Genomic DNA, 25,909 nt, shown 5'->3' with positions numbered 1-25,909 from the left:
GTGTGGTTCATTCTCGGGATCGTGCTGTTCGCGCTGGGGATCTGCCTCTCCGTCGCGTTGCACGAAGCAGGCCACATGTGGGCGGCCAAGGCCTTCGGCATGAAGGTCCGGCGCTACTTCATCGGCTTCGGGCCGACGATCTTCTCCTTCCGCCGAGGTGAGACCGAGTACGGCCTCAAGTGGATCCCGCTCGGCGGGTTCTGCGACATCGCCGGGATGACCGCGCTCGACGAGGTCACCCCGGAGGAGTCGAAGCGCGCGATGTGGCGCTTCAAGACCTGGAAGCGCACCGTCGTCATGTCGGCGGGTTCGGCGATGCACTTCATCCTCGGGTTCATCATCCTGTACCTGATGGCCGTCACCATGGGCCTGCCGAACCCGGCCGCGCAGGCCGCCCCCACCGAGGCGGTGATCAGCGCCACGTCGTGTGCCCGCGCGGCCACCACCGTGGAGCAGCTGAACGACACGACCTGCCCGCCCGGCGCCCCGACCCCCGCGAAGACCGCCGGCCTCCAGGCGGGCGACAAGGTCCTGTCCGTCGCGGGCAAGCCGGTGAAGACCTGGCGCGACATGCTGGCCGCCGTCCAGGTCGCCAGCGGCCCGACGCCGTTCGTGGTCGAGCGGAACGGGCAGCAGGTGAACCTGACCGTCGACGTGCCGCGGGTGCAGCGGCTGGTCGCCGACGGCTCCAACAACACCACGGTCAAGGACGTCGGCATGATCGGCGCTTCGCCGATCCAGAACACCGCGCCGCCGATGCTGACCTACGGCCCCGTCGACGCGATCGGCGGGACGCTCAGCTTCACCGGCACGATGTTCTCCGAGACCGCCAAGCGGCTGATCGAGTTCCCCTCCCGGATCCCGGCGGTGGTGGATTCCATCTTCGGTGGCGAGCGTGACCCGAACACCCCGGTCAGCGTGGTCGGTGCCAGCCGGATCGGTGGCGAGGCCGCCGAGCGCGGTCTGTGGGAGATCTTCGTCCTCCTGCTGGCGAGCCTGAACTTCTTCATCGGCGTGTTCAACCTGCTGCCGCTGCTCCCGCTCGACGGCGGGCACATCGCGGTGGTCTGGTACGAGCGCGTCCGGGACTGGTTCCGGAAACTGCGCGGGAAGTCGGCGGGCGGACCGGTCGACTACACGAAGCTTTCCGCGGTCACGATGGTGCTCGTCTTCATCGGCGGGGCGGTGACTCTGCTCACCGTCACCGCCGACATCGTGAACCCGGTCAAGCTGTTCCAGTGACGGACGCCTCCGATTACGGAGCGCACTGTCAGCACCGTTGGGCTGCCCAGGTAATGCTGCTCACCGTGACGGCTGACGTCGTGGATGTCCGCCGATCGGGGTAGGTACGCTTGACGGTGTGACTGTCGCTCTAGGTATGCCAGCGCTTCCTCCTCCCGTCCTCTCCGAGCGTCGCAAGACCCGACAGCTGCAGGTCGGGCCGGTCGGCGTCGGGAGCGAGCACCCGATTTCGGTGCAGTCGATGACCACCACCCTCACCTCCGACGTCAACGCGACCCTGCAGCAGATCGCCGAACTGACCGCTGCGGGCTGTGACATCGTGCGCGTCGCGTGCCCGTCCGCGGACGACGCCGAGGCGCTGTCGGCGATCGCCAGGAAGTCGCAGATCCCGGTGATCGCGGACATCCACTTCCAGCCCAAGTACGTCTTCGCCGCGATCGAAGCGGGCTGCGCGGCGGTCCGGGTGAACCCGGGCAACATCCGGAAGTTCGACGACCAGGTCAAGGAGATCGCGCGGGCCGCGAAGGACCACGGCACCCCGATCCGGATCGGCGTCAACGCGGGTTCGCTCGACAAGCGGATCATGGACAAGTACGGCAAGGCGACCCCGGAGGCGCTGGCCGAGTCGGCGCTGTGGGAGGCGTCGCTGTTCGCCGAGCACGACTTCTACGACGTCAAGATCTCCGTGAAGCACAACGACCCGGTGGTCATGGTGCGCGCGTACGAGATCCTTGCCGAGCAGTGCGACTACCCGCTGCACCTCGGCGTCACCGAGGCCGGCCCGGCGTTCCAGGGCACCATCAAGTCGGCCGTGGCCTTCGGCGCGCTGCTGCGCCAGGGCATCGGCGACACCATCCGCGTCTCGCTGTCCGCGCCGCCGGTGGAAGAGGTCAAGGTCGGGATCCAGATCCTGCAGTCGCTGAACCTCAAGGAGCGCAAGCTCGAGATCGTCTCCTGCCCCTCGTGCGGCCGTGCGCAGGTGGACGTCTACACGCTCGCCGAGCAGGTCACCGCCGGGCTCGAGGGCATGGAGATCCCGCTGCGCGTCGCGGTCATGGGCTGCGTCGTCAACGGCCCGGGTGAGGCGCGCGAGGCCGACCTCGGCGTCGCTTCGGGCAACGGCAAGGGCCAGATCTTCGTCAAGGGCGAGGTCATCAAGACCGTGCCCGAGCACGCGATCGTCGAGACGCTGATCGAAGAGGCCATGCGGATCGCCGAGGAATCCGGCGAGACGATCGGCGAGGGAGAGCCCACCGTCACCGTCGGCTGAGTGGTCGAGACCACGCTATGAAAGTCCCCTTCATCGCAAAATTTGCAATGAAGGGGACTTTCATTGCGCCCAGATGCCCCGACCTGGCCAAGTTCTCTCAGCGTGTCGTGAAGCTTGCGTTCCGTTTACGCCGCTCATCTGGCACCCTGGAGTGGTGTTGCGGCTTGCAGGTGCACGGCTGCTCGATGATCGGGACTATCCGGCGGTCCGTGCCGCGCTCGCCGCAGACCCGGTCAGCAGCTGCATGGTCAGTGCCAGGGTGGAGACCGCGGGTCTCGACCCCTGGCGGCTGGGTGGTGAGCTCTGGGCCGCCGATTCCCGTCCGGTTCGCGCGGGCAGGCTCCAGGGGCTCTGCTTCTCCGGGCCGAATCTGATCCCGTTGCGCGGCAACGCCTCCGCCTTGCGCTCCTTCGCCGATCGCGCCCTGCGCCGCCAGCGGAGCTGTTCGTCGCTGGTCGGCCCGGCCGAGCAGGTGCTCGGGCTGTGGGACGAACTCGAGCCGGAATGGGGCCCCGCCCGCGAAGTCCGCCACGACCAGCCTTTGATGGCGCTCGACGGGGTCCCGCACGTGGCCGCCGATCCGCTGGTCCGTGCCGTGCGCCCGGAAGAACTCGACCGCTATCTCCCGGCCGCGATCGCCATGTTCATCGAGGAGGTCGGCGTCGATCCCCGCAACGGCGACGGCGGCGCCGGGTATCGCGCCCGGGTCGCGGAACTGATCGCCGGCGGCCGCGCGTTCGCGCGGTTCGAGGACGGCGAGGTCGTCTTCAAGGCCGAGATCGGCGCGATGTCCTCCACGGTCGGCCAGATCCAGGGCGTCTGGGTGCATCCGGAACGGCGGAGCGGCGGCCTCGGCACCGCCGGGACGGCGTCCGTCGTGACCAGGCTCGTCCGCGGGATGGGCCGCACCGCGAGCCTGTACGTCAACGCCTACAACAGCCCGGCGCTCGCCGCCTATCGCAAGATCGGCTTCCAGCAGGTCGGGCAGTACGCGACGGTGCTCTTTTAGACCGGACACGGCCCGGATCGGCGTTGCATCCGGTCCGTGACCGCCGGGGCTGGCAGGATCCGGTGCATGCCAGCAGGTCGTCGTTTCGCCGTCGTCGTGCTCGCGGGGGTGGTGGGGCTTTCGGCCTCCGGTTGCGGACTTTTCGCCGATTCCGGTCCCGATGACGCGATCTCGGGTTTCCTCGGCGGGCTCTCCTCCGGTGACGTCTCCGCCGCGGCGTTCTTCACCGATTCGCCGGACGCCGCGCGCGCGTCACTGGAGATGGCGCGGAAGGCGCTTTCCCCCGAGTCGATCAAGGTCGCGGACACGAAGGTCCAGCACGCGTCCGGGGCGGACAACGGGACGGCGACCTATCAGCTCACCTGGAACCTCCCGCGTGGCCGTGCCTGGACGTACAAGGCCGACGCGCAGGTCCATTCCACTCAGGACGGCTGGAAGGTGCGCTGGCTGCCGACCGCGCTCCATCCGCAGCTGGCCGCGCAGCAGAGCATCACGCTGAAATCCGAGCCGCCGGACCTCGCGCCGGTGCTGGACCGCGACGGAATGCCGTTGCTGCGCCCGCAGACCGTCGTCGGCGTGGTGCTCGACCCGGCGAAGGCCGGGGACCTGACGGCCGTCTCCGACAAACTCGGCGCGGTGCTCAACCGGTTCGACGCCTCGGTGACCGGCCAGTCGATCCGCGATGGGGCGAAGGCGCTCAAGCCGGGATCCGGCTATCCGGTGATCAGCCTGCGCGCGAACGACTACCAGCAGGTGAAACCAGAGATCTACGACCTGCCGGGCGTCCGGTTCGGCCAGCAGGACAGGTTGCTGGCCGACGACAAGAACTTCGGCAAGCAGGTGCTGCCCGTAGTCCGCTCGCTCGTCGAGGATCAGGTGGAGGGCTCGGCGGGCTGGCGCGTCGTCACGCTCGACACGGCCGGCGGCGAGATCATCGACCTGCACAACGACCAGCCCAAACCGGCCCCCGCGGTCGTCAGCACGCTCAGCGTGAAGGCGCAGGGTTCGGCCGAGCGGGCGCTCGCCCCGGTCCCGACGGCTTCCGCGCTCGTCGCGATCCAGCCGTCGACCGGTGAGCTCCTGGCCGTGGCGCAGAACGCCCCGGCCGACCCGCAGGGCGCGATCGCGCTGACCGGCCGGTTCCCGCCGGGCTCCACGTTCAAGATGGCCACCGCCCTCGCGGCGCTGTCCGCGGGTTCGGTGCAGGCGAGCAGCCCCGTCGACTGCCCCGGCACGGCCACCTTCGAGAACCGGACGGTGCCGAACGAGGGCAAGTTCGCCCTCGGTGTCGTCCCGTTGTCCACGGCCTTCGCCAAGTCCTGCAACACGACGTTCGCGAAGCTCTCGACCGAGCTGCCGCCCGCCGCGCTGACCGACGCCGCGCGCGACCTCGGCATCGGCGCCGACTTCGTGATCCCGGGCCTGACCACGATCACCGGCTCGGCGCCGCCGGCGAACACCGTCGCGCAGCGGGCGGAGAACGGGTTCGGCCAGGGCACCGTCGTGACCAGCCCGTTCGGCATGGCGGTCGCCGCCGCGACGGTCCAGGCGGGGAGGATCCCGGTGCCGACGCTGGTGCGGGGGATGGCCGCGACGTCGTCCGGGCTCGGGAAGCCGATCCGGCCGGAGGTGCTCGACGCCCTCCGCGGCATGATGCGCGAGGTCGTCACCGACGGCACGGCGACGCTGCTCAAGCCCCTGCCGGAGGTCCGGGGCAAGACCGGGACGGCCCAGTTCGGCGACGGGACGCACGCGCACGGCTGGTTCGTCGGCTACACCGGTGACCTGGCCTTCGCGGTGCTGACCACCGACGCGGGGACGTCCAGACCCGCCGTCGAGGCCGCCCAGCGCTTCCTGGCGGGGCTCGGCTAGCGAGCAGGTCGTAGGCTGGGCTCATGTCCGTTCGTTCCCCCTTGAAGCCCGGTGTCCAGACGCCGAGGCGAGTCGTCCCCGCCAGCATCGCCCGTCCCGAGTACGTCGACCGGCCGGCGCCGAAACGCGACACGGGCAACGGGGTCCGCACGCCCGAGGTGATCGAGGCGATGCGCGTCGCGAGCCGGATCGCCGCGCAGGCGCTCGAGGAGGGCGGCAAGGCCGTCAAACCCGGTGCGACCACCGACGACATCGACAAGGTGATCCACGAGTTCCTGCTGGACAACCACGCGTATCCGTCCACCCTCGGCTACCGCGCCTTCCCGAAGTCGTGCTGCACCTCGCTCAACGAGGTGATCTGCCACGGCATCCCGGATTCGACGGTGATCGAGGACGGCGACATCTGCAACATCGACGTCACCGCGTTCATCGGCGGCGTCCACGGCGACACCAACGCGACGTTCCTGGCGGGTGACGTCTCCGAGGAGGCGCGGCTGCTGGTCGAGCGCACGCGTGAGGCGACCATGCGCGCCATCAAGGCCGTGCGTCCCGGCAGGCAGCTCAACGTGATCGGTCGGGTCATCGAGGCGTACGCGAAGCGGTTCGACTACGGCGTCGTGCGCGACTTCACCGGCCACGGCGTCGGCCCGGCGTTCCACACCGCGCCGACCGTCCTGCACTACGAGGAGCCGTCCGTCGACACGGTCATCGAGCAGGGCATGACCTTCACGATCGAGCCGATGATCACCCTCGGCACCATCGACTACGACATCTGGGCCGACGACTGGACCGTCACCACCAAGGACAAGAAATGGACCGCCCAATTCGAGCACACCCTCGTGGTGACCGAAGACGGCGCCGAGATCCTCACGCTGCCCTGACGTGAGTCGAAAGGGCCCTTCACCGCATGAAACGCGGTGAAGGGCCCTTTTTACGTGGGACGCGGGGAAAGTTCCTCAGCTCTCGTCCCGCTCCACCCTGGCGAGCAGCTCGTCGAGGAAACCGCACGCCTCGGAGGCGGCCCGGTCGGCGTCGCCGTCGGCGATGGCCTCGGCGAGCCCTTCGTGGCCGATCTCCGGCAGGTACTCGCCGCCCGGCGTCACGTTCGACGTCGCGGCCACGCTGGCCGTGATCACCTCGGTGAGCCCGCGGTACATCTCGGTCAGCAGGGTGTTGTGTCCACTTTGGACGACGGCGAAGTGGAATTCCGCGTCGAGACGGGCGAAGTCCTCCCAGCGGCGCTCCCGCAGTTCGAGATTGCGGCGTTCTAGCAGTGAGCGGAGCTCGGTGACCTCCTCATCGGTCCGCGATCTCGCAGCGAGCCGGGCTCCCTCGACTTCGAGGATGCGCCGCACCTGCAGCACCTCGCGCAGTTCCGAACCGCACAACCGCCGGATGGCGCCCGAGACCTCGCTCGTGGCCCGTACGTAGGTGCCGTCGCCCTGCCGGACTTCGAGCAGCCCGGTATGCGCCAGCGCGCGAACGGCCTCACGGACGGTGTTTCGCCCGACCCCGAGCTGTCCTGCCAGCTCCGGTTCGGTCGGAATCCGCTGCCCGATGGGCCATTCTCCCTGCGTGACGGCGTCACGCAGCTGCTCGATGACCTGATCGACCAGGCCGGCACGGCGCGTGGTGGCCAATGGCACAGCGTTGTCCCTTCATCCAATCATCCTATGTATGTGATACTAGCCGACGTGCGTGTCGACTCCCGAGAACCCGTTTCCCCGTTCGATGACCGTCTTGAACTCGAAGGCGCGATCGAAACGGAGTGGCGGCCGGGAGTGATCTCCGGCGGTGTCCTGCTGGGCGTCGCCGTGGTCCTGGTCGCCCTCAACCTGCGCCCGGCGATCACCAGCGTCGGCCCGATCCTCGGCGAGATGCGCGACGACCTCGGCGCCACGGCGACCTGGGCGGGCGTGCTCACCACGCTCCCCGGCCTCTGTTTCGCCGCCGCCGGCCTCGCCGCTCCCGCGCTGGCCCGCCGGTTCGGCGTCGGGGCCGCCATCGCGTCCGCGCTGTCGGTACTGGCCGTCGGCCTGGTGCTGCGCGTGATCGACGGACCGTACGTCGTGCTCGGGGGAACCCTGGTGGCCACGGCGGGGATCGCGCTGGCGAACGTGCTGATCCCAGTCGTCATCAAGGACTCCTTCCCTGCGCGTGTTGGCATGATGACCGGCGTGTACACCGCCGCCCTCCAGGGCGGAGGCGCCCTGGGGTCCGCGCTCACCCCTCCCTTGGAGAACGCGTTCGGCGGCTGGCGCCAAGGTCTGGGCGCCTGGTCGGTACTGGCGGTGCTCGCACTCCTCGTCTGGATTCTCGCAGCCCGCGGTACGGGGCGTGCGACCGTTGCCGAGGCAGGCAAGCAGGGTAGCGGGCGTTCGCTCCTGCGTAGCCCCCTTGCGTGGATGGTCACCCTTTTCTTCGGCACTCAGGCCTTTTTGGCCTACGTCGTGATGGGCTGGCTGCCGGAGGTGATGATCGACGCCGGAGTAAGCAAGGGTGACTCCGGCCTGCTGCTCGGGCTGATCTCGCTCATCGCCGTCCCGATCAGTCTCGTGGTCGCGCCGATGGCCGCGCGGCACCGCAGCCAGAGCCCGTGGATCGTCGGGCTGGGCGTCTTCGGCTTCGCGGGCATGGTCGGCATGATGATCGCCCCGGCCGCCTCGCCGCTGCTCTGGTGTCTCCTCATCGGGCTCGGCATGAGCGTCTTCTCGCTCGCGCTGACGGTGATCGCGCTGCGGGCGCGCACCGGTGCGGACACCGCGCGGCTGTCGGGGATGGCACAGGGCATCGGCTACCTGATGGCGGCCGTCGGGCCGTTCCTCTTCGGACTCCTCCACGACCTCACCGAGGGCTGGACCGTGCCCTGGATCATGATGCTCGTGGTCTTCGTCGCGCAGATGACCTTCGGCGCTCTCGCCGGTCGCCGCCGCTTCGTCTGAACACGTTCAAAAAACTTCTTGACCCCGCTCGGGGCGGAGCCATAACCTGAGTGAGTTGAACCTGTTCAAAAACTTGGTTCTGGGGGTCGGCGTGGTGGAGGAACTGGCGTACGGGGCGGCTCTGGCCTGCTTCGCCGCGGTGTGTGTCGTCTTGGCACCATCGCGGCCGGCGGCCGCGGTTTCGCCGTCCGAGTTCTACCGCGCCGTGGACCGGGTGTGCGTACAGGTGGGGACGGACAGCAGGGCGATCCAGCGCTACTGGCCGGATCCCGAGGGGGACGTCGCGACGGAGCAGCGCAAGTGGCAGCACTTCTTCGCGACGAGGGTGGACGAGGCCAAGGACGTCCTCAAGGGGGCGACGGGGGTCCGCACGGTGCCAGGAGGGGCGGCATCGGCGCGGGAGGAGTTCTTGGCGGCCGTCCACCGGTACGTCGAGGCGGGCGAGCGGTTCTTGGAGAACGGGGCCCGCTCGGCCACCTTGATGGGGATCTCGGACACCCGGATGGACGCGGTGAGCGAACTCGCGGTGCGGAACGGGGCCCGCAACTGCGGCCGCGTCATCTGACCGCCGGGGATGCTATGAAGGGGACTTTCATTGCGAAATTTGCAAGGAAAGTCCCCTTCATAGCATCGGGCGCTCAGTCCAGCGGCAGGTTCAGCAGCGCGTTCTCGACCAGCTCCGGCATCGCCGGGTGGATCCAGTACTGCCCGCGCGCCATGCTCTTCGCGTCGAGACCGAAGCTCATCGCCTGGATCAGCGGCTGGATCACCGACGACGCCTGCGGGCCGATGATGTGTGCGCCCAGCAGCTGCCCGGTGGCCGGGTCGGCGAGCAGCTTCGCGAAGCCGGTGGTGTCCTCCAGCGCCCAGCCGTAGGCGATGCCCGCGTAGTCCTGGTGCGACGTCACGTACGACACGCCCTGCTCGCGAGCCGCGCGTTCGGTCAGCCCGACCGAAGCGACCTGCGGTGAGGTGAACACCGCGTGCGGGACGAAGCGGTGGTCGGCGGCGATCCGCTCGTCCGGGTGCAGCAGGTTGTGCTGCACGACGCGCTGCTCGTGGTTCGCGACGTGCTTCAGTTCGAAGACCGACGAGATGTCGCCGAGCGCGTAGATCCCGTCGACCACGGTCTGCTGGTACTCGTCGACCACGACGTGCCCGCGCTCGCCCGTGGTCACGCCGGTGGCGGCGACGTCGAGGACGTCCGAGTTCGGCGTGCGGCCGGTGGCGACCAGCAGCACTTCGGCCTCGACGGTCTCGGCGCCCTGCGGGCCTTCGAGGTCCAAAGCGACGCCCGACGCGGTCTTGCGCGCGCGGACGGTCTTCCGGTCGAGCCGGACGTCGAACCGCTGCCCGGCCAGTTCGGTGAAGCGGGCGCTGACGTCGTCGTCCTCGGAGCGCAGCAGCGCGCCGGACCGGTTGACCACGGTCACGTTCACCCCGAACGAGGCGAAGACGTGCGCGAACTCGGCCGCGATGTACCCGCCGCCGAGGATCACGATGCTCGACGGCAGTTCGTCGAGCCGCATCACGGTGTCCGAGGTGAAGTAGCCGGTCTCGTCGAGGCCGGGGACGTCCGGGATCACCGGGCGCCCGCCCGCGGCCAGCACGAACCGGTCGGCGGTGATCGTCTCGGCCGGACGGCCATCGGGATAGCTGACCTGAAGTTCCTTGGTCCCGGTGAAGCGGCCTTCGCCCTCGTACACGGTGACGTTCTTGTTGTCCTCGTGCTTGACGCGGTACTCGAGCCCGCCTGCGGCGATCGGGTCGATCCGCCCGAAGATCCGGTCGCGGATGTCACGCCAGCGGACCCCGGTGAGCTCCTCGTCCACGCCGTATTTCGACGACGACGCGGGGGTGGCCGCGACGTTGGCGGCGTGCACGAACATCTTCGTCGGGATGCAGCCCACGTTCAGGCAGGTGCCGCCGAACGTGCCCTTCTCCACGATCGCCGTGTTCCAGTCCGCGAAACGCGGGTCGAGGATCGAGTTACCCGATCCGGTACCGACGATCACCAGGTCGTAGTGGGGCACGCTGTTGTCCTTTGCGGCGGGAGCGGAGGTGGTTCCGACTCTAGCCAACTTGTCACGGAGTCCGGTTGTTCCCGGTCAGCGTCCGTTCGCGCTGAAATGCATCCGGTCCACCGGCGTGGTCCAGGTCCCGCCCCAGGTCCAGCCGATCGCGGTGAAGGCCGCGACGGTCCGGTCCCCGGCGGTGATCATCCCCGGCCGCCGGTTCGCCCGGTCGAGGTACGCCGACGCGAGTTCGGGCAGCACGAGATCGCCCTTGGTGTACGGGTTGCAGAACGGGTTGACGTCGATCGCGAGGCCGTAGGCGTGCGCCGACCAGTTCGTCTGGCCGCGGGCCGGGCGGCAGACGAAGGCGTTGGTGTTGTTCCCGTCACCCGTCGGGGGAGCGGTGAGTTCGGCGGGAGTGGTCACGCGCATTTCCTCGATCGGGAACTTCGCCGCGAACAACCGCCCGAACGCGGTGACGACGGCGTTCGCCACGGAGGCGTTCACGAGCATTTCGCCGGTATGCGCGCGGCCGTCGAAACCCCAAAAAGACAACGTGAGATAGCGCAGTTCGCCTGCTTTCACCGGACAGCCCGCTTGCCAGGTGCTGCGGGCGAGAACCTCGGCGGGGACCGGGACCACCGTGCCCGCGAACCGGTTCCCGGCTGGCGGGGGAAGCAGGTCCGCGGTCGGCAGTGAACGATCGGCCAGTACGGGAGGAGTCGGGAGGATCTGCCCGAAACCGTCACGCCGCAAGGGAAGCGGCTTCGCGCCGACCTGCCAGGCCGGTGCCGGCGGCGGGGCCGGGGTGCTCGATATCGGTGCCGGTGAAGGGGTTTTCGCGGAACTGGTCCCGGCAGCCGAGGCGGACGGCGTGGGTGGCGCTGGTGTCGTTTCGGGCGGAGCCGGACTGGAACACGACAACAGCAGAAAGGCCGTAGCCGCCAGAATCGTCGCCGTCGCCCGCACGGGGTCCAGCGTGACAGATGCGTTCGGTGAGCACAGGTCCACCCGTTTCAGCGACACCGCATCCGGCTTTCTCCGATTAGGGTATTTGCGATCGCTCGTGTACGCGCTGGAGTCGAATGACTTCCCAGGGTTTGACCGTACGTACGCCCCGGTGAAGGGACAGAACATGCCCAAGAAGTCACGTCGCATCCTGATGCTCGCCGTCGGGGCGGTACTCGCGACGGCCGTGATGGTGCCGATCGCGGTCAACAGCGCGTCGGCGGACGACAGCGCGGTGAGCGGACCGGACAAGGCCGCCGAGCCGAGGATCGTGGGCGGCGGCAAGGCTTCGGTCTCGCAGTATCCGTACGCGGTCTATCTGGCCGATCGCGGTGGAAACCAGTACTGCGGAGCGGTGATCGTCAGCTCCACGACGGTCGCGACGGCGGCGCACTGCGCGGTCGCGGTCAAGAAGAACGACGTCCGGGTGGTCGCCGGCCGGGAGGACAAACGCTCGCAGGACGGTGTGGAACTGCGCGTTTCGAAGGTCTGGGTCAGCCCCGGCTACCAAGGGGACCCCGGCAAGGGCGATGACATCGCGGTGATGACGGTCAGCGGCCAGTTGCCGTACCGGCCCGCGAAGGTCGCGGACAACGGCAACGCCGACCTGTACGGCGAGGGAACGAAGGCGACGGTGCTCGGCTGGGGCCGCGTCGCCGACGGAGGCGCGCGTTCGGACTACCTGCGCAGCGCGGTCGTCCCGGTGGTCAGCGACAAGACCTGCCGCACCGCGTACTCGGGCTACGACCCGAGCGACATGGTGTGCGCCGGATACCCCGAAGGCGGGGTCGACGCCTGCCAGGGCGATTCGGGTGGCCCGCTGATGGTGGGCGACACGCTGATCGGGATCGTTTCGTTCGGCGAAGGCTGCGCGAAGGCGAACAAACCGGGTGTGTACACCCGCGTCTCGCACTACGCGAACGAGATCTCGCAGCAGAACAGCCGGGGCCTGATCGGCTGATCGATGCCTTCTTCACGTCCGATGTGCTAACAAGTGGGGCGTGAGCACCGACACCCCGATCATCGAGACCTCGTCGTTCCCGCTGTCCGTCGCCGGTGACGAAATCACCGCCGCACAGCTGCACGGCATCCTCCGCCTGCGCGTCGACGTGTTCGTCGTCGAACAGGAGTGCGCCTACCACGAGATCGACGGGCGGGACCTTCTGCCCGGCACCAGGCACCTCTGGATCGGCGGCTCCGTCGCCGTCGACTCGTACCTTCGCGTGCTGCAGGACGCCGGCGGCACCTTCCGCATCGGCAGGGTGTGCACGGCCGTCCGCTCACGAGGCAAGGGCCTGGGGGGACGGCTGATGGAGACCGCGCTCGCGGGGATCGGAGACGCGCCGTGCGTCCTCGACGCGCAGACTTACGCGACGAAGTTCTATGCCAAGTACGGCTTCGTGGCCGAAGGCGAAGAGTTCATGGAAGACGGCATCCCGCACATCACGATGTGGCGCCGGGAGGCGCCGCGGCCGTGATCACGGCGACCGCGCGGTCCACGTCGGCCTCGGTGAGGTCGGCCCGCGCGGTCAGGCGCAGGCGGGAGATGCCGTCGGGGACGGACGGCGGGCGGAAGCAGCCGACCCGCACGCCCTGATCCGCGCACTCGGCCGCCCACGTGACGGCGGCTTCGGGCGACGGCGCCTGCACCGAGATCACCGCGGCGTCCGGGAGACCGACCCGGAACCCCGCCGCTTTCAGTTGGTACGCAAGGTTTCCGGCCGCCTCGGTCACCTTGGTGGCCAGCTCCGGCTCGGCCTTCAACGCGTTGAGCGCGGCCAGCGCCGCGGCGGCGCTGGCGGGCGCGAGCGCGGTGTCGAAGATGAAACTGCGCGCGGTGTCCACGAGATGCTTGATCACGCGACGTGGTCCGAGTACCGCTCCGCCTTGCGCCCCAAGGGATTTCGACAGCGTGATCGTGGTGACGACGTCCGGCGCGCTGGAGAGTCCCGCGGCGTGGACGGCGCCGCGGCCGCCTTCGCCGAGAACGCCGAAGCCGTGGGCGTCGTCGACGAGCAGCGAAGCGCCGTGTTCCCGGCAGACGGCGGCGAGTTGCTCCAGCGGGGCGATGTCGCCGTCGACGGAGAACACCGAGTCGGTGACGACGAGCGCGCGCGGTTTGCGGCGGGTCGCGAGAGCGTGTTTGAAGGCGCTCGGATCGCTGTGCGCGACGGCGGCGATGTCCGACCGGGACAGGCGGCAGCCTTCGATCAGCGAGGCGTGGATGTACTTGTCCGTGACGATCGCGGAATCCGCGCCGGACAGGGCCGTGACGGCGCCGAGGTTCGCGGTGAAGCCGGACGAGAAGACCAGCGCGGCCTGCGTGCCGCAGAAGCGGGCGAGTTCCTGCTCGAGTTCGGCGTGGACGTCGGTCGTGCCGGAGACGAGGCGGGAGCCGGTCGCTCCCGCGCCCCAGCGCAACGCGGCCGCGGCGGCCGCACCGGCGACGCGTTTGTCCCTGGCGAGCCCGAGGTAGTCGTTGCCCGCGAGGTCGAGTTCGGGCTCCTGCGCCTGCCGGATGCGCAGCTTGCGCACCAGCCCGGCCTCGGCCCGCTTCTCCGCCTCCACGTCGAGCCAGTCGAAGACCTGGTCGGGCGGGAGGTTCTGGGGAGCGGGGCCGGGAGAAGTCACGTCCCGCAGTCTCCCACTCGCGGTCCGGCGGCCGGTGCGGTGGTCCCGCTGTGCCCCCGCCGGAACGCAATGAACGGGACTTTCCTTGCGAAATTCGCAAGGAAAGTCCCGTTCATTTCACGCTGGGGCCGGGGTGGACCGGCTCCGTTCAGTCAGTTCAGCTGTCGTAGCTGCGACGCGGGCGTCCGGTACCCGGACGCTGCGGGCGGCCGCTGCCGCCACCGGACTCGCCACGACGCGGGCGGCCTCGGAAGCCGCCGGGGCGGCCGCCTCCGCCGTGACCCTCGCGGGAGCCCTGGTAGCCACCGCGGTCGCCGCCACCGTAGCCGCGGCCACCGCCGCGACGCGGGGACTCACGACGACGCTCGATGACCGGTTCGCCGCTGGGCTGCTGCGCACCGGTGATGCGAGCGAGCTCGGCGTCGCCCGGGCGGACCGTGGTCTGCTCGGCGCGGACACCGGCGCGGTCGGTCATCCGGCGCACCATGCGGCGCTGGTCGTGGGTGACCAGCGTGACCACGACACCGGACGCCCCGGCGCGCGCGGTCCGGCCGGCGCGGTGCAGGTAGTCCTTGTGGTCGGCGGCCGGGTCGACGTGCAGCACCAGCGAGATGTCGTCGACGTGGATACCGCGAGCGGCGACGTCCGTGGCGACGAGGACCGGGGCGAAGCCCTCCTTGAAGTCCGAGAGGACCCGGTTGCGCTGGCCCTGGGTCTTGCCGCCGTGCAGAGCGGCCGCGTGGACGCCCTTCTCGCGCAGGCGCTCGGTGAGGCGGTCCACGTGGTGCTTGGTGCGGACGAACATGATCGTGCGGCCCTCGCGGGCGCCGATCTCGGTGATGATGTCCTGCTTGTCCTGGTGCGACACCTGGAGCACGTGGTGGTCCATGGTGGTGACGCTCGCGGTCGACGGGGCGACCGAGTGCGTGACCGGGTTGGTCAGGTACGCACGGACCAGGCGGTCGACGTCACCGTCGAGGGTCGCCGAGAACAGCAGGCGCTGGCCGTCACGCGGGGTCAGGTCGAGGATCTCGCGAACCTGCGGCATGAAGCCCATGTCGGCCATCTGGTCGGCCTCGTCGAGCGCGATGAAGGTGCATTCCGACAGCGACGCGGTGCCCTGGCGGACGTGGTCCGACAGCCGGCCGGGGGTGGCGATCAGCAGGTCGACGCCGCGGGAAAGCGCGTCGGCCTGGCGGGTGAAGGCCATGCCGCCGACGGCGGTGCGGCACCACAGGCCGAGGGACTTGGCCAGCGGGGTCAGCGAGTCGGCGACCTGCATGGCCAGCTCGCGGGTCGGGACCAGGATCAGCGCGCGGGGGTGCTTCGGACGGGCGCGGCCGCCGTTGAGCCGGGTCAGCATCGCGAGGCCGAAGGCCAGGGTCTTGCCGGAACCGGTCTGGGCGCGGCCCAGCACGTCGCGGCCGGCGAGCGCGTCGGGGATGGTCGCGGACTGGATCGGGAACGGGGTGGTGATCCCGCCCTCGGCCAGTGCCCGCAGCAGAGGCTCGGGGAGACCGAGCTCCGCCCAGGTGGTGGCCTTGACACTCTCGACGGCGTCGTTGTGCAGCATCGCGTCACCCGCGGGGCGGGTGCGCGGCTTGCGGTGCTGCCGGGCCGACGGTGAGGTGTGGCCGGAGTTGAACGTGACTGTCACAAATGCCTCTCGGACGTGGCACGTCGCAAGGAGGCCCGGGCTGCCCGCACGCAGGCAGGGCAAGATGGTGTGCACAGATGGGCGTTCACAGGGACGAACCCGGCACACCGCGTCTGCATGACACCGCGCGCCAATTGGTTGATACGGATACCGCGAGCCATTCGGTTGGCTTTGGAGGCGACGGACACCACTCATCCACGCCGCCGGTTGCGGTCTAGCACTACTGTACCGGACCGTTATCCGGCCTCCCAATCGGAGGGACCGATTGTGGGCAGGGTCTCCACCGAGGCTTCTCCTGGCGTGTCATGAAAGGGGCCTTCCTGACGGATCACGTCGGGAAAACCCCTTTCATGACACTGTGGACGGTCAGCGGAGGCCGGCGATCTCTTGCAGTTCCCCGATCAGCTCCGGGACCGCCGTCAGCCGCTCCGGCAGTCCCCGTGAGTGGAACCACGTGGCGATGTTCCGCACGTCCCGCGCGAGGAACTCGAGCCCGCCGGGGTTGGCCACGATGTCGACCACCTGCGGCAGATCGATCACCATGATCTGCCCGCGGTGGACGAGCAGGTTGTACGCCGAGAGGTCGCCGTGCGCGAGCCCCTGCGACGCCAGCAGTTCCAGCATCGCCGAGGTCTGGAACCACAGCTCCCGCAACTGTTCCGGCTCCGGCCGGACCTGCGCGAGCCGCGGCGCGGCCGTCTCGCCGTCGCCGAGGAATTCCAGCAGCAGTTCGGTGCCGTCGCGCTGCACCGGGTACGGCACCGGGGCCCCGACCGCCCACAGCCTGCTCAGCGCGCCGAACTCGGCCACCGCCCACTGCTCGGCGATGAGGTTGCGGCCGAAGCTGCTGCGCGTTTCCATGGCCCGCATCTCCCGCGAGCGCCGCATCCGCCTGCCTTCGAGATAGCCGGCGTCGCGGTGGAAGAGGCGGTGCTCACCACTGCGATACCGCTTGGCCGCCAGCACCGTGCCCTCGGTACCGGGCAGGTTGCGCCGGACGAGGTGGACGTCGGCCTCCTTGCCGGTTTTGAGGACGCCGAGTTCGGTGTCCACCGCCGCCAGCTCGGTGATCACCCAGTCGGGTCGCGGGTGCGGCCCGTGCTCGGCTTCACCCCAGGTGCTCCAGCGGTCGGCGCCGTCGGGGATCGCTGTTTCGGTGTAAGCGTCTTCACGCAGTCGGGCGAGCCGGACGCGTTCGGCTTCGGTGAGCCGTCCGCCGCGAGCGGGTTCGGGTTCGTCGTCGAAACGAGCGCGACGGGTGCGGCGGGGACTTTGTTCGTAAGACTCTTCGAGATCGTGCTTGCGCACTGGTGGGTTCTCCTAGTCAGGGGTGCCCCACCGGGCGAGCGTCGTGATTCCGCGCTCAGCCGCGAGGGGCGAGTGGATGGGGGCGGACAACGCCCCGGACAGTCATCAGCACGAGGCACCTCCCGGTCGCATCCACCGGCTCCCTACCGGATCGCGCACGATCATCTCCGACGCCGTCGGGCGCCCGCAACCGAATTAATGCGAGGTAAGGCAAACCGGACCGCGCCTCACCGCCACGCCGTCCCCGTCCCCGTCCCTAAGCCGACCGCAGTCCCGCCAGCTCGCTCCGCGACCGCACCTTCAGCTTCCGCAAAACGCTCGCGACGTGCTGTTCCACCGTGCGCCGGGACAGGAACAGCACCTCGGCGATCTCCCGGTTGGTGTGCCCGGCGGCCAGCAGGCGGGCGACATCGCGCTCGCGCGGGGACAGTTCGTCGCCGTAACCCCGGCGGCCGCGCCGCGAGGGGGCGACGGCGCCGGTGGACCGGAACGCGTGACGGCAGCGTGCGGCGTCGCGGGTGGCGCCGAGGTGGTCGAACGCTTCGGCGAGCGCGGCGAACGTCTCCGCGACGTCCTCGTTCATGGCCAGGCGGCACCGCGTGGCCCGTTCGGCGATCAGCGCCGCGTGATACGGCGCCGGGAGGGCGTCGAACCGCGCCCGTGCCTGCTCGAAGGCCTTGATCGCCTCCGCGTGGTCGCCTCGCGACGCCGCGACGAGCCCGCGGTTCGCGGCCAGCGCGGCACGGGTCGACGGCGCGTCGAGGTCGCCGATCTCGCGTTCGAACTCGTCGGTCAGCGCCTGCGCCGCGGCATCCTGCCCGGTGGCGCAGTAGGCGTCGACGGCGGCCATCACCAGATCGGCGCCCCAGGCCCAGACACCCTTGGCGCGCAAGAGTTCCAGTCCCTTCTCCGCCTGGGTGACGGCGGCCTCGCCGAGGTCCTGCGCGAGCAGCATGCCCGCCATTCCGGCGTGCGCGGCGATCGCGACCGGTGTGAACGCGTTCTCCGGCTGGTCCGCCGCGGTCCCGGCGAACCGGACCGCGGCTTCGTCCCATTCGCCGCGGGCGGCGGCGAGCAGGCCCAGCACCAGGCACAGTTCGCTGGTCACTGGCAGCAGGTCGCGGTACTCGTCGATCAGCGCGTCGGCCCGTTCGGCGAGACCGTCCCAGTTCCCGGTGAGCCAGTCGGTGTGGACCGCCGTCGCGCGGGCCGTGCTGACGACGTACGGCGCCCCGCAGTCGGCGGCCAGCTGCATTCCGCTGCGCAGCAGGCTCCTGGCCCGCCGGTGGTGACCCGTCCAGGCGCAGGCGTCGGCGCTGTTGCAGTGCAGCCGCGCCAGATGCCGCTGCTCGTCGGGCGAGCTGACGCTGGTGGGCGCCCGGTCCAGCATGTCCCAGCCCCGCGCGTCCCCGATGTGCAGCCGCGACGCCGCGTTGTTGGCCAGCAGGATGATCTTCAGTCCCGGATCGGTCGCCCGGTCGATGAGCCCGTCGACCCGGTCCATCCACCGCCGGTGCTCGTGCAGCGGGGTCGCGCCGACCCAGGGCTGGGCGAGGACGCCCATCCCGCGTCCGGCCAGGTCGGGCCGGTCGGCCAGGTCGTTGACGGCGATTTCGATCTCGGTCCTCGCCGCTTCCAGCCCGCCGGCCTGGCGCACCAGCAGGAGCCCGAGCCCCAGCCGGACCTCGCCGCTCAGGCGCCCGGACAGCCTGCCGTCGGTGAGCAGCCGTTCCAGCGCCGGGACGACCTCGGTCTGGGCGAGGCCGTTGCACGCCACCGAACTGAACTTGACCGCCAGCCTGTCCACATCGGACGGTTGCAGGCCCGGTTCGTCGAGCAGGGTGCGGAGCAGATCCGTCGCGGTGGCGAGATCACCGACCGTCGACGCCTGATCGGCGGCCGCTTCGCCGTACTTCAGGGCTCCGGCCCGGTCACCCGCCTTGCGGCAGTGTTCGGCGAGCCGCACGAGGGACTGCGGGAGCCGGTCGCGCAGCAACCGCGCGGCCCGCCGGTGCAGTTCCTGCCGGTCGGGGCCGGGGATGGTGCGGTAGACGGCCTGCTGGGCGAGCGCGTGCCGGAAGCCGTATTCGCCCTCGCCGGTCTCCACCAGGGCGTTGCGTTCGAGCGCGAGGACGAGCGCGCGGTGGGCGCGTTCGGGGGTGAGCGCGGCCGCGGCGGTCAGCAGGTCCGGAGTGGACGGTATGCCGAGGACGGCGGCGGCCTCGGTGATCCGCCGGGCGGCGGGCGGCAGCGCGGTGAGGCGCTCGACAGTCGCTTCACGCAGCAGAGCCGGGACTTCGACCGCGTCGAGCAGACGCCTCGCGGTCGCGCCGTCGGCGTGCACCGCGCCCTCGATGCCCCCGATCGCGTGCACGACCTCCTCGACCACGAACGGGATCCCCGCGGTCCGCTCGTGCAGCCGCGCGGCGAACTCGGCCGAGACGTTCGCTTCGCCGAGCAACGCCGACACCAGCGCTTGGACGCCGTCGCGGTCCAGCGGCCGGAGTGTGACGAGCACGTGCGCGGTGCCGGGCGCGGGCCGGAAGGCGCTGCCGAGCGGGATGCCGCCGGGCGTCTCCTCACGCCGGTAGGTCAGCAGGAGGGTCAGCCCCGGGGGCGGGTCGGTCATCAGGAAGCGCAGCAGGCGGCGGGAGCCGTCGTCCGCCCAGTGGAGGTCTTCGATGAGCAGGACGTGCGGTCCCAGCGCGCCGAGCAGTTCCCGGACGGCGCGGAAGAGCCGGTGCCGTTCGGCCCTCGGATCGCCTAGCCGGGCGGGCGGCTGGGGCAGGTAGGCCGCGAGTTCCGGCAGGTAGGGCGCGAGTACGCCGGTCACGGGGTTGAGTTCGCGCGCCGGGCGGACGTCCTTCAGCGCGTCGAAGACCACGCCGTAGGGGAAGGGCTCCCGCAACGGCTGGCAGCTTCCGGTGAGGACCGGTCGTCCGGCCAGTTCGGGGCAGGCCAGCAGCTCGGTGGCGAGCCGGGTCTTGCCCACCCCCGCTTCGCCTTCGAGCATGATCACCGACGGCGAGCGCATCGCGCCGTCGAGGATCTCGCCCAGTTCCGCATCACGGCCGACGAGCACGGGCGAACTCGTCCTGCGTCGGCAGCCACCGATCACCATGCCGGGTCACCCCCGCTTCACGAACCACACCGTTCGAGTGAACGCAGCTTAGGCACGTGCTCAGCGATCACGGAACCCGCTCGGACGGTCACGGAACTTTCGTAGGGATGGTGATTTTCCCTATTAGATACGTAGTCCTACGGACCGTTGCCTCGCTTGTTCGCGCAGGTCCCACCACCCGAAAGTGATTCAAGCGTGACTGGTCGTCACGGCGCCGGTCCGGAAACCCGCCGGCGCGAACCACCTGTTCGAGTGAACGGAGCTCAGGAAATGCGTGGAGAACTTCGACGTCACCGGATCGCGGGTGCGGTGCTCACCGGTGCCTGTGTAGCGGCCTCGCTGGCCTTCGCCGGATCGGCGACGGCCGCCGAGGGGCAGATCCGCGGCGCCGGTGTGCCGGGAGCCGTCACTGACGGGTACATCGTCTCGCTGAAGAGCGGCGACGCCGGCCTCGCGGCCAAGTACGGCGGCCAGGTGAAGGCGACTTACACCGCCGCGCTGAACGGCTTCTCGGCGAAGATGACCGAGGCACAGGCCAAACGGCTCGCCGCCGACCCCAACGTGGACTTCGTCCAGCAGGACGCTGTCGCCCACATGACCGGCACCCAGACCAACCCGACCTGGGGCCTCGACCGGATCGACCAGAAGAACCTGCCGCTGGACAAGAAGTACACCTACCCGAACGACGGTGCCGGTGCGACGGTCTACGTCCTCGACACCGGTGTCGACTACCGCCAGTCGGAGTTCGGCGGCCGTGCGAGCAGCGGTTACGACTTCATCGACAACGACAGCGACGCCAAGGACTGTCAGGGCCACGGCACGCACGTCGCGGGCACCGTCGGCAGCGCGACCTACGGCGTGGCCAAGGGAGCCAAGATCGTCTCGGTCCGCGTGCTGAACTGCCAGGGCAGTGGCCAGTACTCGCAGATCATCAGCGGGATCGACTGGGTCGTGAAGAACGCCAAGGGCCCGTCGGTGCTCACCATGAGCCTCGGCGGACCGGCCGACTCCGGTGTGGACTCCGCCGTGCGCCGCGCGGTCTCGGCGGGCATCACCAACACGGTGGCTTCGGGGAATTCCAACACGGACGCCTGCTCCACCAGCCCGGCCCGCGTGCGTGAGGCCATCACCGTCAACGCCACCCAGAACGACGACCGCCGGTCCACGTTCTCGAACTACGGCAGCTGCACCGACATCTTCGCGCCCGGCACCAACATCACCTCGACCCGTAACGGTGGCGGTACCCAGCAGATGAGCGGTACCTCGATGGCGACCCCGCACGTCGCCGGCGCGGCCGCGATCTACCTGACCTCGCACCCGTCGGCCAACCCGGCCGCCGTGGCCTCCGGTCTGGCGAGCGCCGCCACCAGCGGCGTCGTGACGAGCCCGGGCTCCGGTTCGACCAACAAGCTGCTGAACGTGGCAGGTCTCTGATGCGCCGCGGCGTGCGGGCCGGTGTGGTGGCCTTCGCGGCCACCGCGCTGGCCGCGCTCGCCGCAGGCAACGCCGTCGCCGCGCAGGCGGAAGGCGTTGTCGTGCAGGCGAACCAGCACTACGGGGATCAGTACATCGTGGTGCTCCACGATGTCGGCACCATGGCGGTCGAGCGGTCTTCGGCCTCCTTGACCGGCCGCTACGGCGGCGAAGTCCGGTCGGCGTACAAGAACGTGCTCCGCGGCTTCTCGGTCAAGGGCATGTCCGAGCAGCAGGCCCGGCGGCTCGCGGCCGATCCCGCGGTCAAGGCGGTCTACCAGGACGGCACGGCGCGTGCCGTCGGCACGCAGACCAACCCCACCTGGGGCCTCGACCGGATCGACCAGAAGAACCTGCCGCGCGACAAGAGCTTCACCTATCCGAACACGGGTGAGGGCGTCACCGCGTACGACATGGACACCGGCATCAACCCGGAGAACCCGGAGTACGAAGGCCGCGCGTCCATCGGCAAGGACTTCGTGGGCGGCAACGGGAAGGACTGCAACGGGCACGGCAGTCACACCGCGGGAACCATCGGCAGCAAGACCTACGGCGTGGCCAAGAAGGTCAAGATCGTCGGGCTGAAGGTGCTGGGCAACGACTGTTCGGGCAACGGTCCCGACTCCGCCATCGTCGACGCGGCCGAATGGCTGACCGCGAACGGCACCAAACCGGCGGTGGCGAACCTGAGCCTGAAGATGGACCAGGTCGGGCTCGGCGACGACGTCATCAAGAAGTCCATCGCGGCGGGCTTCGTCTACGCGGTGGCGGCGGGCAACGAGAACCAGAACGCCTGCAACGTCAGCCCCGCCCGCATCCCCGAGGCGATCACGGTCGGCGCCTCGGACGAGAACGACAACAAGTCCTCGTTCTCCAACCACAGTTCGTGCGTGGACATCTTCGCCCCTGGCAGCAACATCACGTCGCTGTCCACGTCCAACGGTGGTTCGGCGAACATGAGCGGGACTTCGATGGCCACGCCGCACGTGGCGGGCGCGGCGGCGCTGTACCTGTCCGCCAACTCCGGCGCCACCGCACAGCAGACGCGGGACGCGCTGGTGAACAACTCCTCGGACGGTGTGCTCAAGGGCCTGCCGGGCGGGACGGTGAACAAGCTGCTGAACGTGTCGTTCATCGGCGGTGGCGGCCCCGGCCCGAAGTGCGGGGCCAAGTCGAACACCACACCGGTGTCCATTCCGGACGCGGGTGACGCGGTGACCAGTTCGGTGACGCAGGAAGGCTGCGACGGCAAGGCGTCGGCGACGCTGCCGGTCAAGGTCGACATCGCGCACACCTACACCGGTGACCTGGCGATCGACCTGATCGGGCCGAGTGGCGCGGTGTTCGCGCTCAAGCCAGCGGGAGGGATCGGCGAGGCGAGCGGCGTGCACACGTCGTACACGGTGAACGCCTCGTCCGAACCGGCGAACGGGACCTGGAAACTGCGGGTCCGTGACGTTCACCGGTTCGACAGCGGGACGATCGAAGGATTCTCCATCACCTTCTGAGTCCTTGCGAACGGCGGTGCGCCGCGGTCACGATGACCGCGGCGCACTGTCGTTTCGCTGGGAGGCTTGTGATGGAGTCCTATGACGCCGTGATCGTCGGTGGCGGGCACAACGGCCTGGTCGCGGCGGCCTACCTGGCCAGGGCGGGCCGGTCGGTGCTGGTGCTGGAACGCCGCGACGAGGTCGGCGGGGCGGCGGTGTCCTTCCGTGCCTTCCCCGGCGTCGACGTCCGGCTTTCGCGGTACTCGTACCTGGTGAGCCTGCTGCCACGCAAGATCATCGTGGACCTCGGGCTCGAGCTCGACCTCAGGCGGCGGAGGATGTCGTCGTACACACCCGTCGGCGACGGCGGTCTCCTTGTCGACACGGGCGACGAGGGTCGCACGGCGGCGTCGTTCTCCGCGCTCACCGGGTCCACAAAGGACTTCGAAGCGTGGCGGCGGTTCTACGCGATGACCTCCCGGGTCGCGGAGCGGACGTTCCCCACGCTGACCGAACCGTTGCTCTCCAGGGAGGAGCTGCGCTCGGGCATCGATCCGGAAGCGTGGGACGCGCTGTTCGAACGGCCGATCTCCGAAACACTCACTGAGATGTTCGGCGACGACACCGTCCGCGGTGTCGTCCTGACCGACGCGCTGATCGGGACCTTCGCCGACGCAGGTGATTTCCGGCAGAACCTTTGCCTGCTGTACCACGTGATCGGCAACGAGACCGGCGATTGGGACGTCCCGGTGGGCGGTATGGGCGCGGTGACCGGCGCGCTCGCGTCGGCCGCGCGGGCGGCCGGGGCGCGGCTGGTGACGGGCGCCGAGGTGCTGTCCATCGACCCGGACGGCTCGGTGCGGTACCGGCTCGCCGACGACGAGTTCGCCGTGCGCGGCGGTCACGTGCTGGCCAACGTCGCGCCGCGGACACTCGCACGGTTGCTGGGCGAGGAGCCGCCGGAGGCGCCGGAAGGCGCGCAGCTCAAGGTGAACATGGTGCTCTCACGGCTGCCGCGGCTGCGCGATGCGGGCGTCGACCCGCGCGAGGCGTTCGGGGGCACGTTCCACGTCAACGAAAGCTACGGGCAGTTGGCGACGGCGTACGCGGAGGCCGCCGCGGCCGGGATCCCGTCGCTGCCGCCGTGTGAGATCTACTGTCACTCGCTGACCGACCCGTCGATCCTCGGCCCGGCCGAACAGGCCGCCGGCGTGCAGACGTTGACGCTCTTCGGCCTGCACATGCCCGCACGGTTGTTCGAGGGGCGCAACGACTCCGCGCGCGAAGCGGCGTTGCGGGCGACTTTGTCCTCTTTGGACAGTGTGCTGGCCGAGCCGATCGAGGACTGCGTGCTGCGTTCGCCGGACGGCCGGTCGTGTATCGAGGCGAAGACCCCGCTGGATCTCGAAGCCGAATTGGGGCTGCCCGCGGGGCACATCTTCCATCGCGATCTGTCGTGGCCTTACGCGGCCGATGCGGCTCAGGTGGGGAAGTGGGGTGTCGAGACAGCGCACGAACGGGTGCTGCTCTGCGGTGCGGGTGCTGTGCGGGGCGGTGGCGTGTCGGGGATTCCTGGGCACAATGCCGCGATGGCGGTGCTCGCCCGGTCCTGAACGTCAGGAAGCCGGAGGGGAGGTAGCTTGAGTGACATCGAAGCGGTCGCCGACTTGCTTCGTGCCGCCGTCACGGCAATTGACCAGGCCGAACAAGCGGGTCGCCAGGCCGCCTCGGGCTTCGGAGAGTCCGCCGCGCACCTTGAGCAGGTTGTACACGGTACTCATAACCCTCACTTGGTCGTCTTGCCAGGGCTGTATGGCCAACAGCGTGAAGCCACAGAACGGGCGCTTGCCCTCCTGGCGACCGCGAAAGCGAACATCTCGGCCTATTCGCGCAGCCTCGGCGCGTCGGAGGCACCCGCCAGACCGGAAGTCAGCGCGTCGAACAGGCAAGATGGGGTCTTCGCCCGGCACACGACAACCACGAAACCGGCGCTGGTCTCGAAGGAGCGGCTCGACGAACTACGTGCTGAGCTACCGCAACCGGTCGACCCTGGTAAAGGACAGAAGACACACGGCCGATGGATCGACGGCACGGGACGTACTCACACGACGGTCAGTGAGTCCGACGAGTGGGAACAGAAGGTCAACGCGGCGCTTGTCGAAGAACGCTGCCCTCGTGTGCCGATCACGAGGGCGTCCGACGTCGAGCTCAGATTGGCTGCGATGATGCGGGAGAAGGGTGAGTCTGATACCTCCTTGAGGCATATCACCATCGTGATCAACAACAGGCCGTGTGGCGGTCCTTACGGCTGTGACAGGCTGCTCCCCGCTGTCCTTCCCGAGGGCTACACGATCACCGTGTACGGGACGGATGGCTTCGTGAAGACCTACACCGGAGGGGTTTCACCACGATGGCGGTAATCGCTTACTACACCCGCGATGGGGAAGAACTCATCGGTCCGGCCGATGTGGACGCGCTGCTTTCTCGCATGGCCGAAGCCCAGGGCCCTGGTGAGTTGCCACGGATGGCTGCAATCGAACACGAGGAATCCGGCGAAGTCCTCGACGTAGGCGTCAACGGCGCTCATGGGTTCGTCGCGCATATCGGACTGACCGGCGGTAGCGCCATCAGTACGAACGGATCAGACGCACCGGGGACCGTCGAGTACGACGAGCAGGCACATGTTCGCGTGGTACCCGCCGTCGCCGAAATTCCGGTCGACCAGGTCCGCGAAGCCGTCCGCCGATTCGTCAAGTCGGGTGGCGCACGACCCGACAACATCACGTGGGCTGACGTCTAGCGGGTGGAGGGACCCCCCCCCCCGCTGGGACAAAAGAAGGGGGAACTCCCACACAAAAAAGGGGTTCTGGG

22 protein-coding genes are annotated in these 25,909 nt (G+C 69.5%); 14 read left to right on the top strand and 8 right to left on the bottom strand.

Going from position 1 to position 25,909, the window contains the following annotated elements:
- From ACZ5IK_RS09605 to map, 5 genes are all read left to right on the top strand, one after another.
- Positions 1–1,242, top strand: a complete 1,242-nt coding sequence (locus ACZ5IK_RS09605) for a M50 family metallopeptidase (protein WP_465487329.1) — start codon at positions 1–3, stop codon at positions 1,240–1,242.
- 118 nt (positions 1,243–1,360) lie between these two features.
- Complete coding sequence (gene ispG / locus ACZ5IK_RS09600) at positions 1,361–2,512, top strand: flavodoxin-dependent (E)-4-hydroxy-3-methylbut-2-enyl-diphosphate synthase (protein ID WP_168214373.1); 1,152 nt, start codon at positions 1,361–1,363, stop codon at positions 2,510–2,512.
- Between the two features lie 154 nt (positions 2,513–2,666).
- Complete coding sequence (locus ACZ5IK_RS09595) at positions 2,667–3,521, top strand: GNAT family N-acetyltransferase (RefSeq protein WP_410605595.1); 855 nt, start codon at positions 2,667–2,669, stop codon at positions 3,519–3,521.
- A 66-nt stretch (positions 3,522–3,587) separates the two neighbouring features.
- Entirely contained in the window at positions 3,588–5,393 is a 1,806-nt protein-coding gene (locus ACZ5IK_RS09590; RefSeq protein ID WP_465487328.1) for a penicillin-binding transpeptidase domain-containing protein, read from the top strand.
- Positions 5,394–5,416: 23 nt separating this feature from the next.
- Positions 5,417–6,274, top strand: coding sequence for a type I methionyl aminopeptidase (map, locus tag ACZ5IK_RS09585; protein ID WP_409490326.1), 858 nt, complete (start codon positions 5,417–5,419; stop codon positions 6,272–6,274).
- Positions 6,275–6,349: 75 nt separating this feature from the next.
- Here map and ACZ5IK_RS09580 read toward each other — a convergent pair whose 3' ends face one another.
- On the bottom strand, positions 6,350–7,039 hold the full coding sequence (locus ACZ5IK_RS09580; protein WP_465487327.1) for a FadR/GntR family transcriptional regulator: 690 nt from the start codon (positions 7,037–7,039) through the stop codon (positions 6,350–6,352).
- Between the two features lie 48 nt (positions 7,040–7,087).
- Here ACZ5IK_RS09580 and ACZ5IK_RS09575 point away from each other — a divergent pair, with 48 nt between their 5' ends.
- The gene (locus ACZ5IK_RS09575) at positions 7,088–8,335 is read left to right on the top strand and encodes a CynX/NimT family MFS transporter (protein WP_101609598.1); all 1,248 of its coding nucleotides are present in this window, start codon (positions 7,088–7,090) and stop codon (positions 8,333–8,335) included.
- A gap of 55 nt (positions 8,336–8,390) precedes the next feature.
- On the top strand, positions 8,391–8,900 hold the full coding sequence (locus tag ACZ5IK_RS09570; RefSeq protein ID WP_465487326.1) for a hypothetical protein: 510 nt from the start codon (positions 8,391–8,393) through the stop codon (positions 8,898–8,900).
- A gap of 73 nt (positions 8,901–8,973) precedes the next feature.
- On the opposite strand, the gene ACZ5IK_RS09565 is transcribed toward ACZ5IK_RS09570, so the two are convergent.
- From ACZ5IK_RS09565 to ACZ5IK_RS09555, 3 genes are all read right to left on the bottom strand, one after another.
- Positions 8,974–10,368, bottom strand: a complete 1,395-nt coding sequence (locus ACZ5IK_RS09565; RefSeq protein ID WP_465487325.1) for a mycothione reductase — start codon at positions 10,366–10,368, stop codon at positions 8,974–8,976.
- A gap of 75 nt (positions 10,369–10,443) precedes the next feature.
- Positions 10,444–11,169: a M15 family metallopeptidase gene (locus tag ACZ5IK_RS09560; protein ID WP_465487646.1), complete on the bottom strand. Its 726-nt coding sequence runs from the start codon at positions 11,167–11,169 to the stop codon at positions 10,444–10,446.
- Positions 11,096–11,353 carry a hypothetical protein gene (locus ACZ5IK_RS09555; protein WP_465487658.1) on the bottom strand — a complete coding sequence of 86 codons (258 nt, stop codon included), beginning with the start codon at positions 11,351–11,353 and terminating at the stop codon, positions 11,096–11,098. The genes ACZ5IK_RS09560 and ACZ5IK_RS09555 overlap by 74 nt, the downstream gene beginning before the upstream one ends.
- Positions 11,354–11,485: 132 nt before the next feature.
- Here ACZ5IK_RS09555 and ACZ5IK_RS09550 point away from each other — a divergent pair, with 132 nt between their 5' ends.
- Positions 11,486–12,319: a S1 family peptidase gene (locus ACZ5IK_RS09550; RefSeq protein ID WP_465487324.1), complete on the top strand. Its 834-nt coding sequence runs from the start codon at positions 11,486–11,488 to the stop codon at positions 12,317–12,319.
- 40 nt (positions 12,320–12,359) lie between these two features.
- On the top strand, positions 12,360–12,836 hold the full coding sequence (locus ACZ5IK_RS09545; protein WP_465487323.1) for a GNAT family N-acetyltransferase: 477 nt from the start codon (positions 12,360–12,362) through the stop codon (positions 12,834–12,836).
- Here ACZ5IK_RS09545 and ACZ5IK_RS09540 read toward each other — a convergent pair.
- The 4 genes from ACZ5IK_RS09540 to ACZ5IK_RS09525 all read right to left on the bottom strand — a co-directional run bounded on the left by ACZ5IK_RS09540 (position 12,802) and on the right by ACZ5IK_RS09525 (position 20,036).
- Entirely contained in the window at positions 12,802–13,989 is a 1,188-nt protein-coding gene (locus ACZ5IK_RS09540) for an 8-amino-7-oxononanoate synthase (RefSeq protein ID WP_101609593.1), read from the bottom strand. The two genes, ACZ5IK_RS09545 and ACZ5IK_RS09540, sit on opposite strands and share 35 nt — an antisense overlap.
- Before the next feature lie 157 nt (positions 13,990–14,146).
- Positions 14,147–15,646: a DEAD/DEAH box helicase gene (locus ACZ5IK_RS09535; RefSeq protein ID WP_465487322.1), complete on the bottom strand. Its 1,500-nt coding sequence runs from the start codon at positions 15,644–15,646 to the stop codon at positions 14,147–14,149.
- Positions 15,647–16,012: 366 nt separating this feature from the next.
- On the bottom strand, positions 16,013–16,954 hold the full coding sequence (locus tag ACZ5IK_RS09530) for a serine protein kinase RIO (protein ID WP_465487321.1): 942 nt from the start codon (positions 16,952–16,954) through the stop codon (positions 16,013–16,015).
- A 256-nt stretch (positions 16,955–17,210) separates the two neighbouring features.
- A complete protein-coding gene (locus ACZ5IK_RS09525; protein WP_465487645.1) occupies positions 17,211–20,036 on the bottom strand; it encodes an ATP-binding protein in 2,826 nt (941 codons plus the stop codon).
- 309 nt (positions 20,037–20,345) lie between these two features.
- On the opposite strand from ACZ5IK_RS09525, the gene ACZ5IK_RS09520 reads away from it, so the two are divergent.
- The 5 genes from ACZ5IK_RS09520 (at position 20,346) to ACZ5IK_RS09500 (ending at position 25,838) form a co-directional block, all read left to right on the top strand.
- On the top strand, positions 20,346–21,509 hold the full coding sequence (locus ACZ5IK_RS09520) for a S8 family peptidase (protein WP_101609588.1): 1,164 nt from the start codon (positions 20,346–20,348) through the stop codon (positions 21,507–21,509).
- Positions 21,509–23,056 carry a S8 family serine peptidase gene (locus ACZ5IK_RS09515; protein WP_465487320.1) on the top strand — a complete coding sequence of 516 codons (1,548 nt, stop codon included), beginning with the start codon at positions 21,509–21,511 and terminating at the stop codon, positions 23,054–23,056. Before ACZ5IK_RS09520 ends, ACZ5IK_RS09515 begins: the two co-directional genes overlap by 1 nt.
- A 71-nt stretch (positions 23,057–23,127) precedes the next feature.
- Positions 23,128–24,651, top strand: coding sequence for a phytoene desaturase family protein (locus tag ACZ5IK_RS09510; protein WP_465487319.1), 1,524 nt, complete (start codon positions 23,128–23,130; stop codon positions 24,649–24,651).
- Between the two features lie 27 nt (positions 24,652–24,678).
- Positions 24,679–25,458 carry a DddA-like double-stranded DNA deaminase toxin gene (locus tag ACZ5IK_RS09505; protein ID WP_465487318.1) on the top strand — a complete coding sequence of 260 codons (780 nt, stop codon included), beginning with the start codon at positions 24,679–24,681 and terminating at the stop codon, positions 25,456–25,458.
- The gene (locus tag ACZ5IK_RS09500; protein ID WP_465487317.1) at positions 25,449–25,838 is read left to right on the top strand and encodes an Imm1 family immunity protein; all 390 of its coding nucleotides are present in this window, start codon (positions 25,449–25,451) and stop codon (positions 25,836–25,838) included. The genes ACZ5IK_RS09505 and ACZ5IK_RS09500 overlap by 10 nt, the downstream gene beginning before the upstream one ends.
- The last annotated feature ends 71 nt before the right edge of the window (positions 25,839–25,909 follow it).

This window comes from Amycolatopsis sp. NPDC031561, assembly GCF_055580625.1.
The sequence above is the reverse complement of the archived record's forward strand: the minus strand, read 5'-3'. Positions and strand labels throughout refer to the sequence as shown.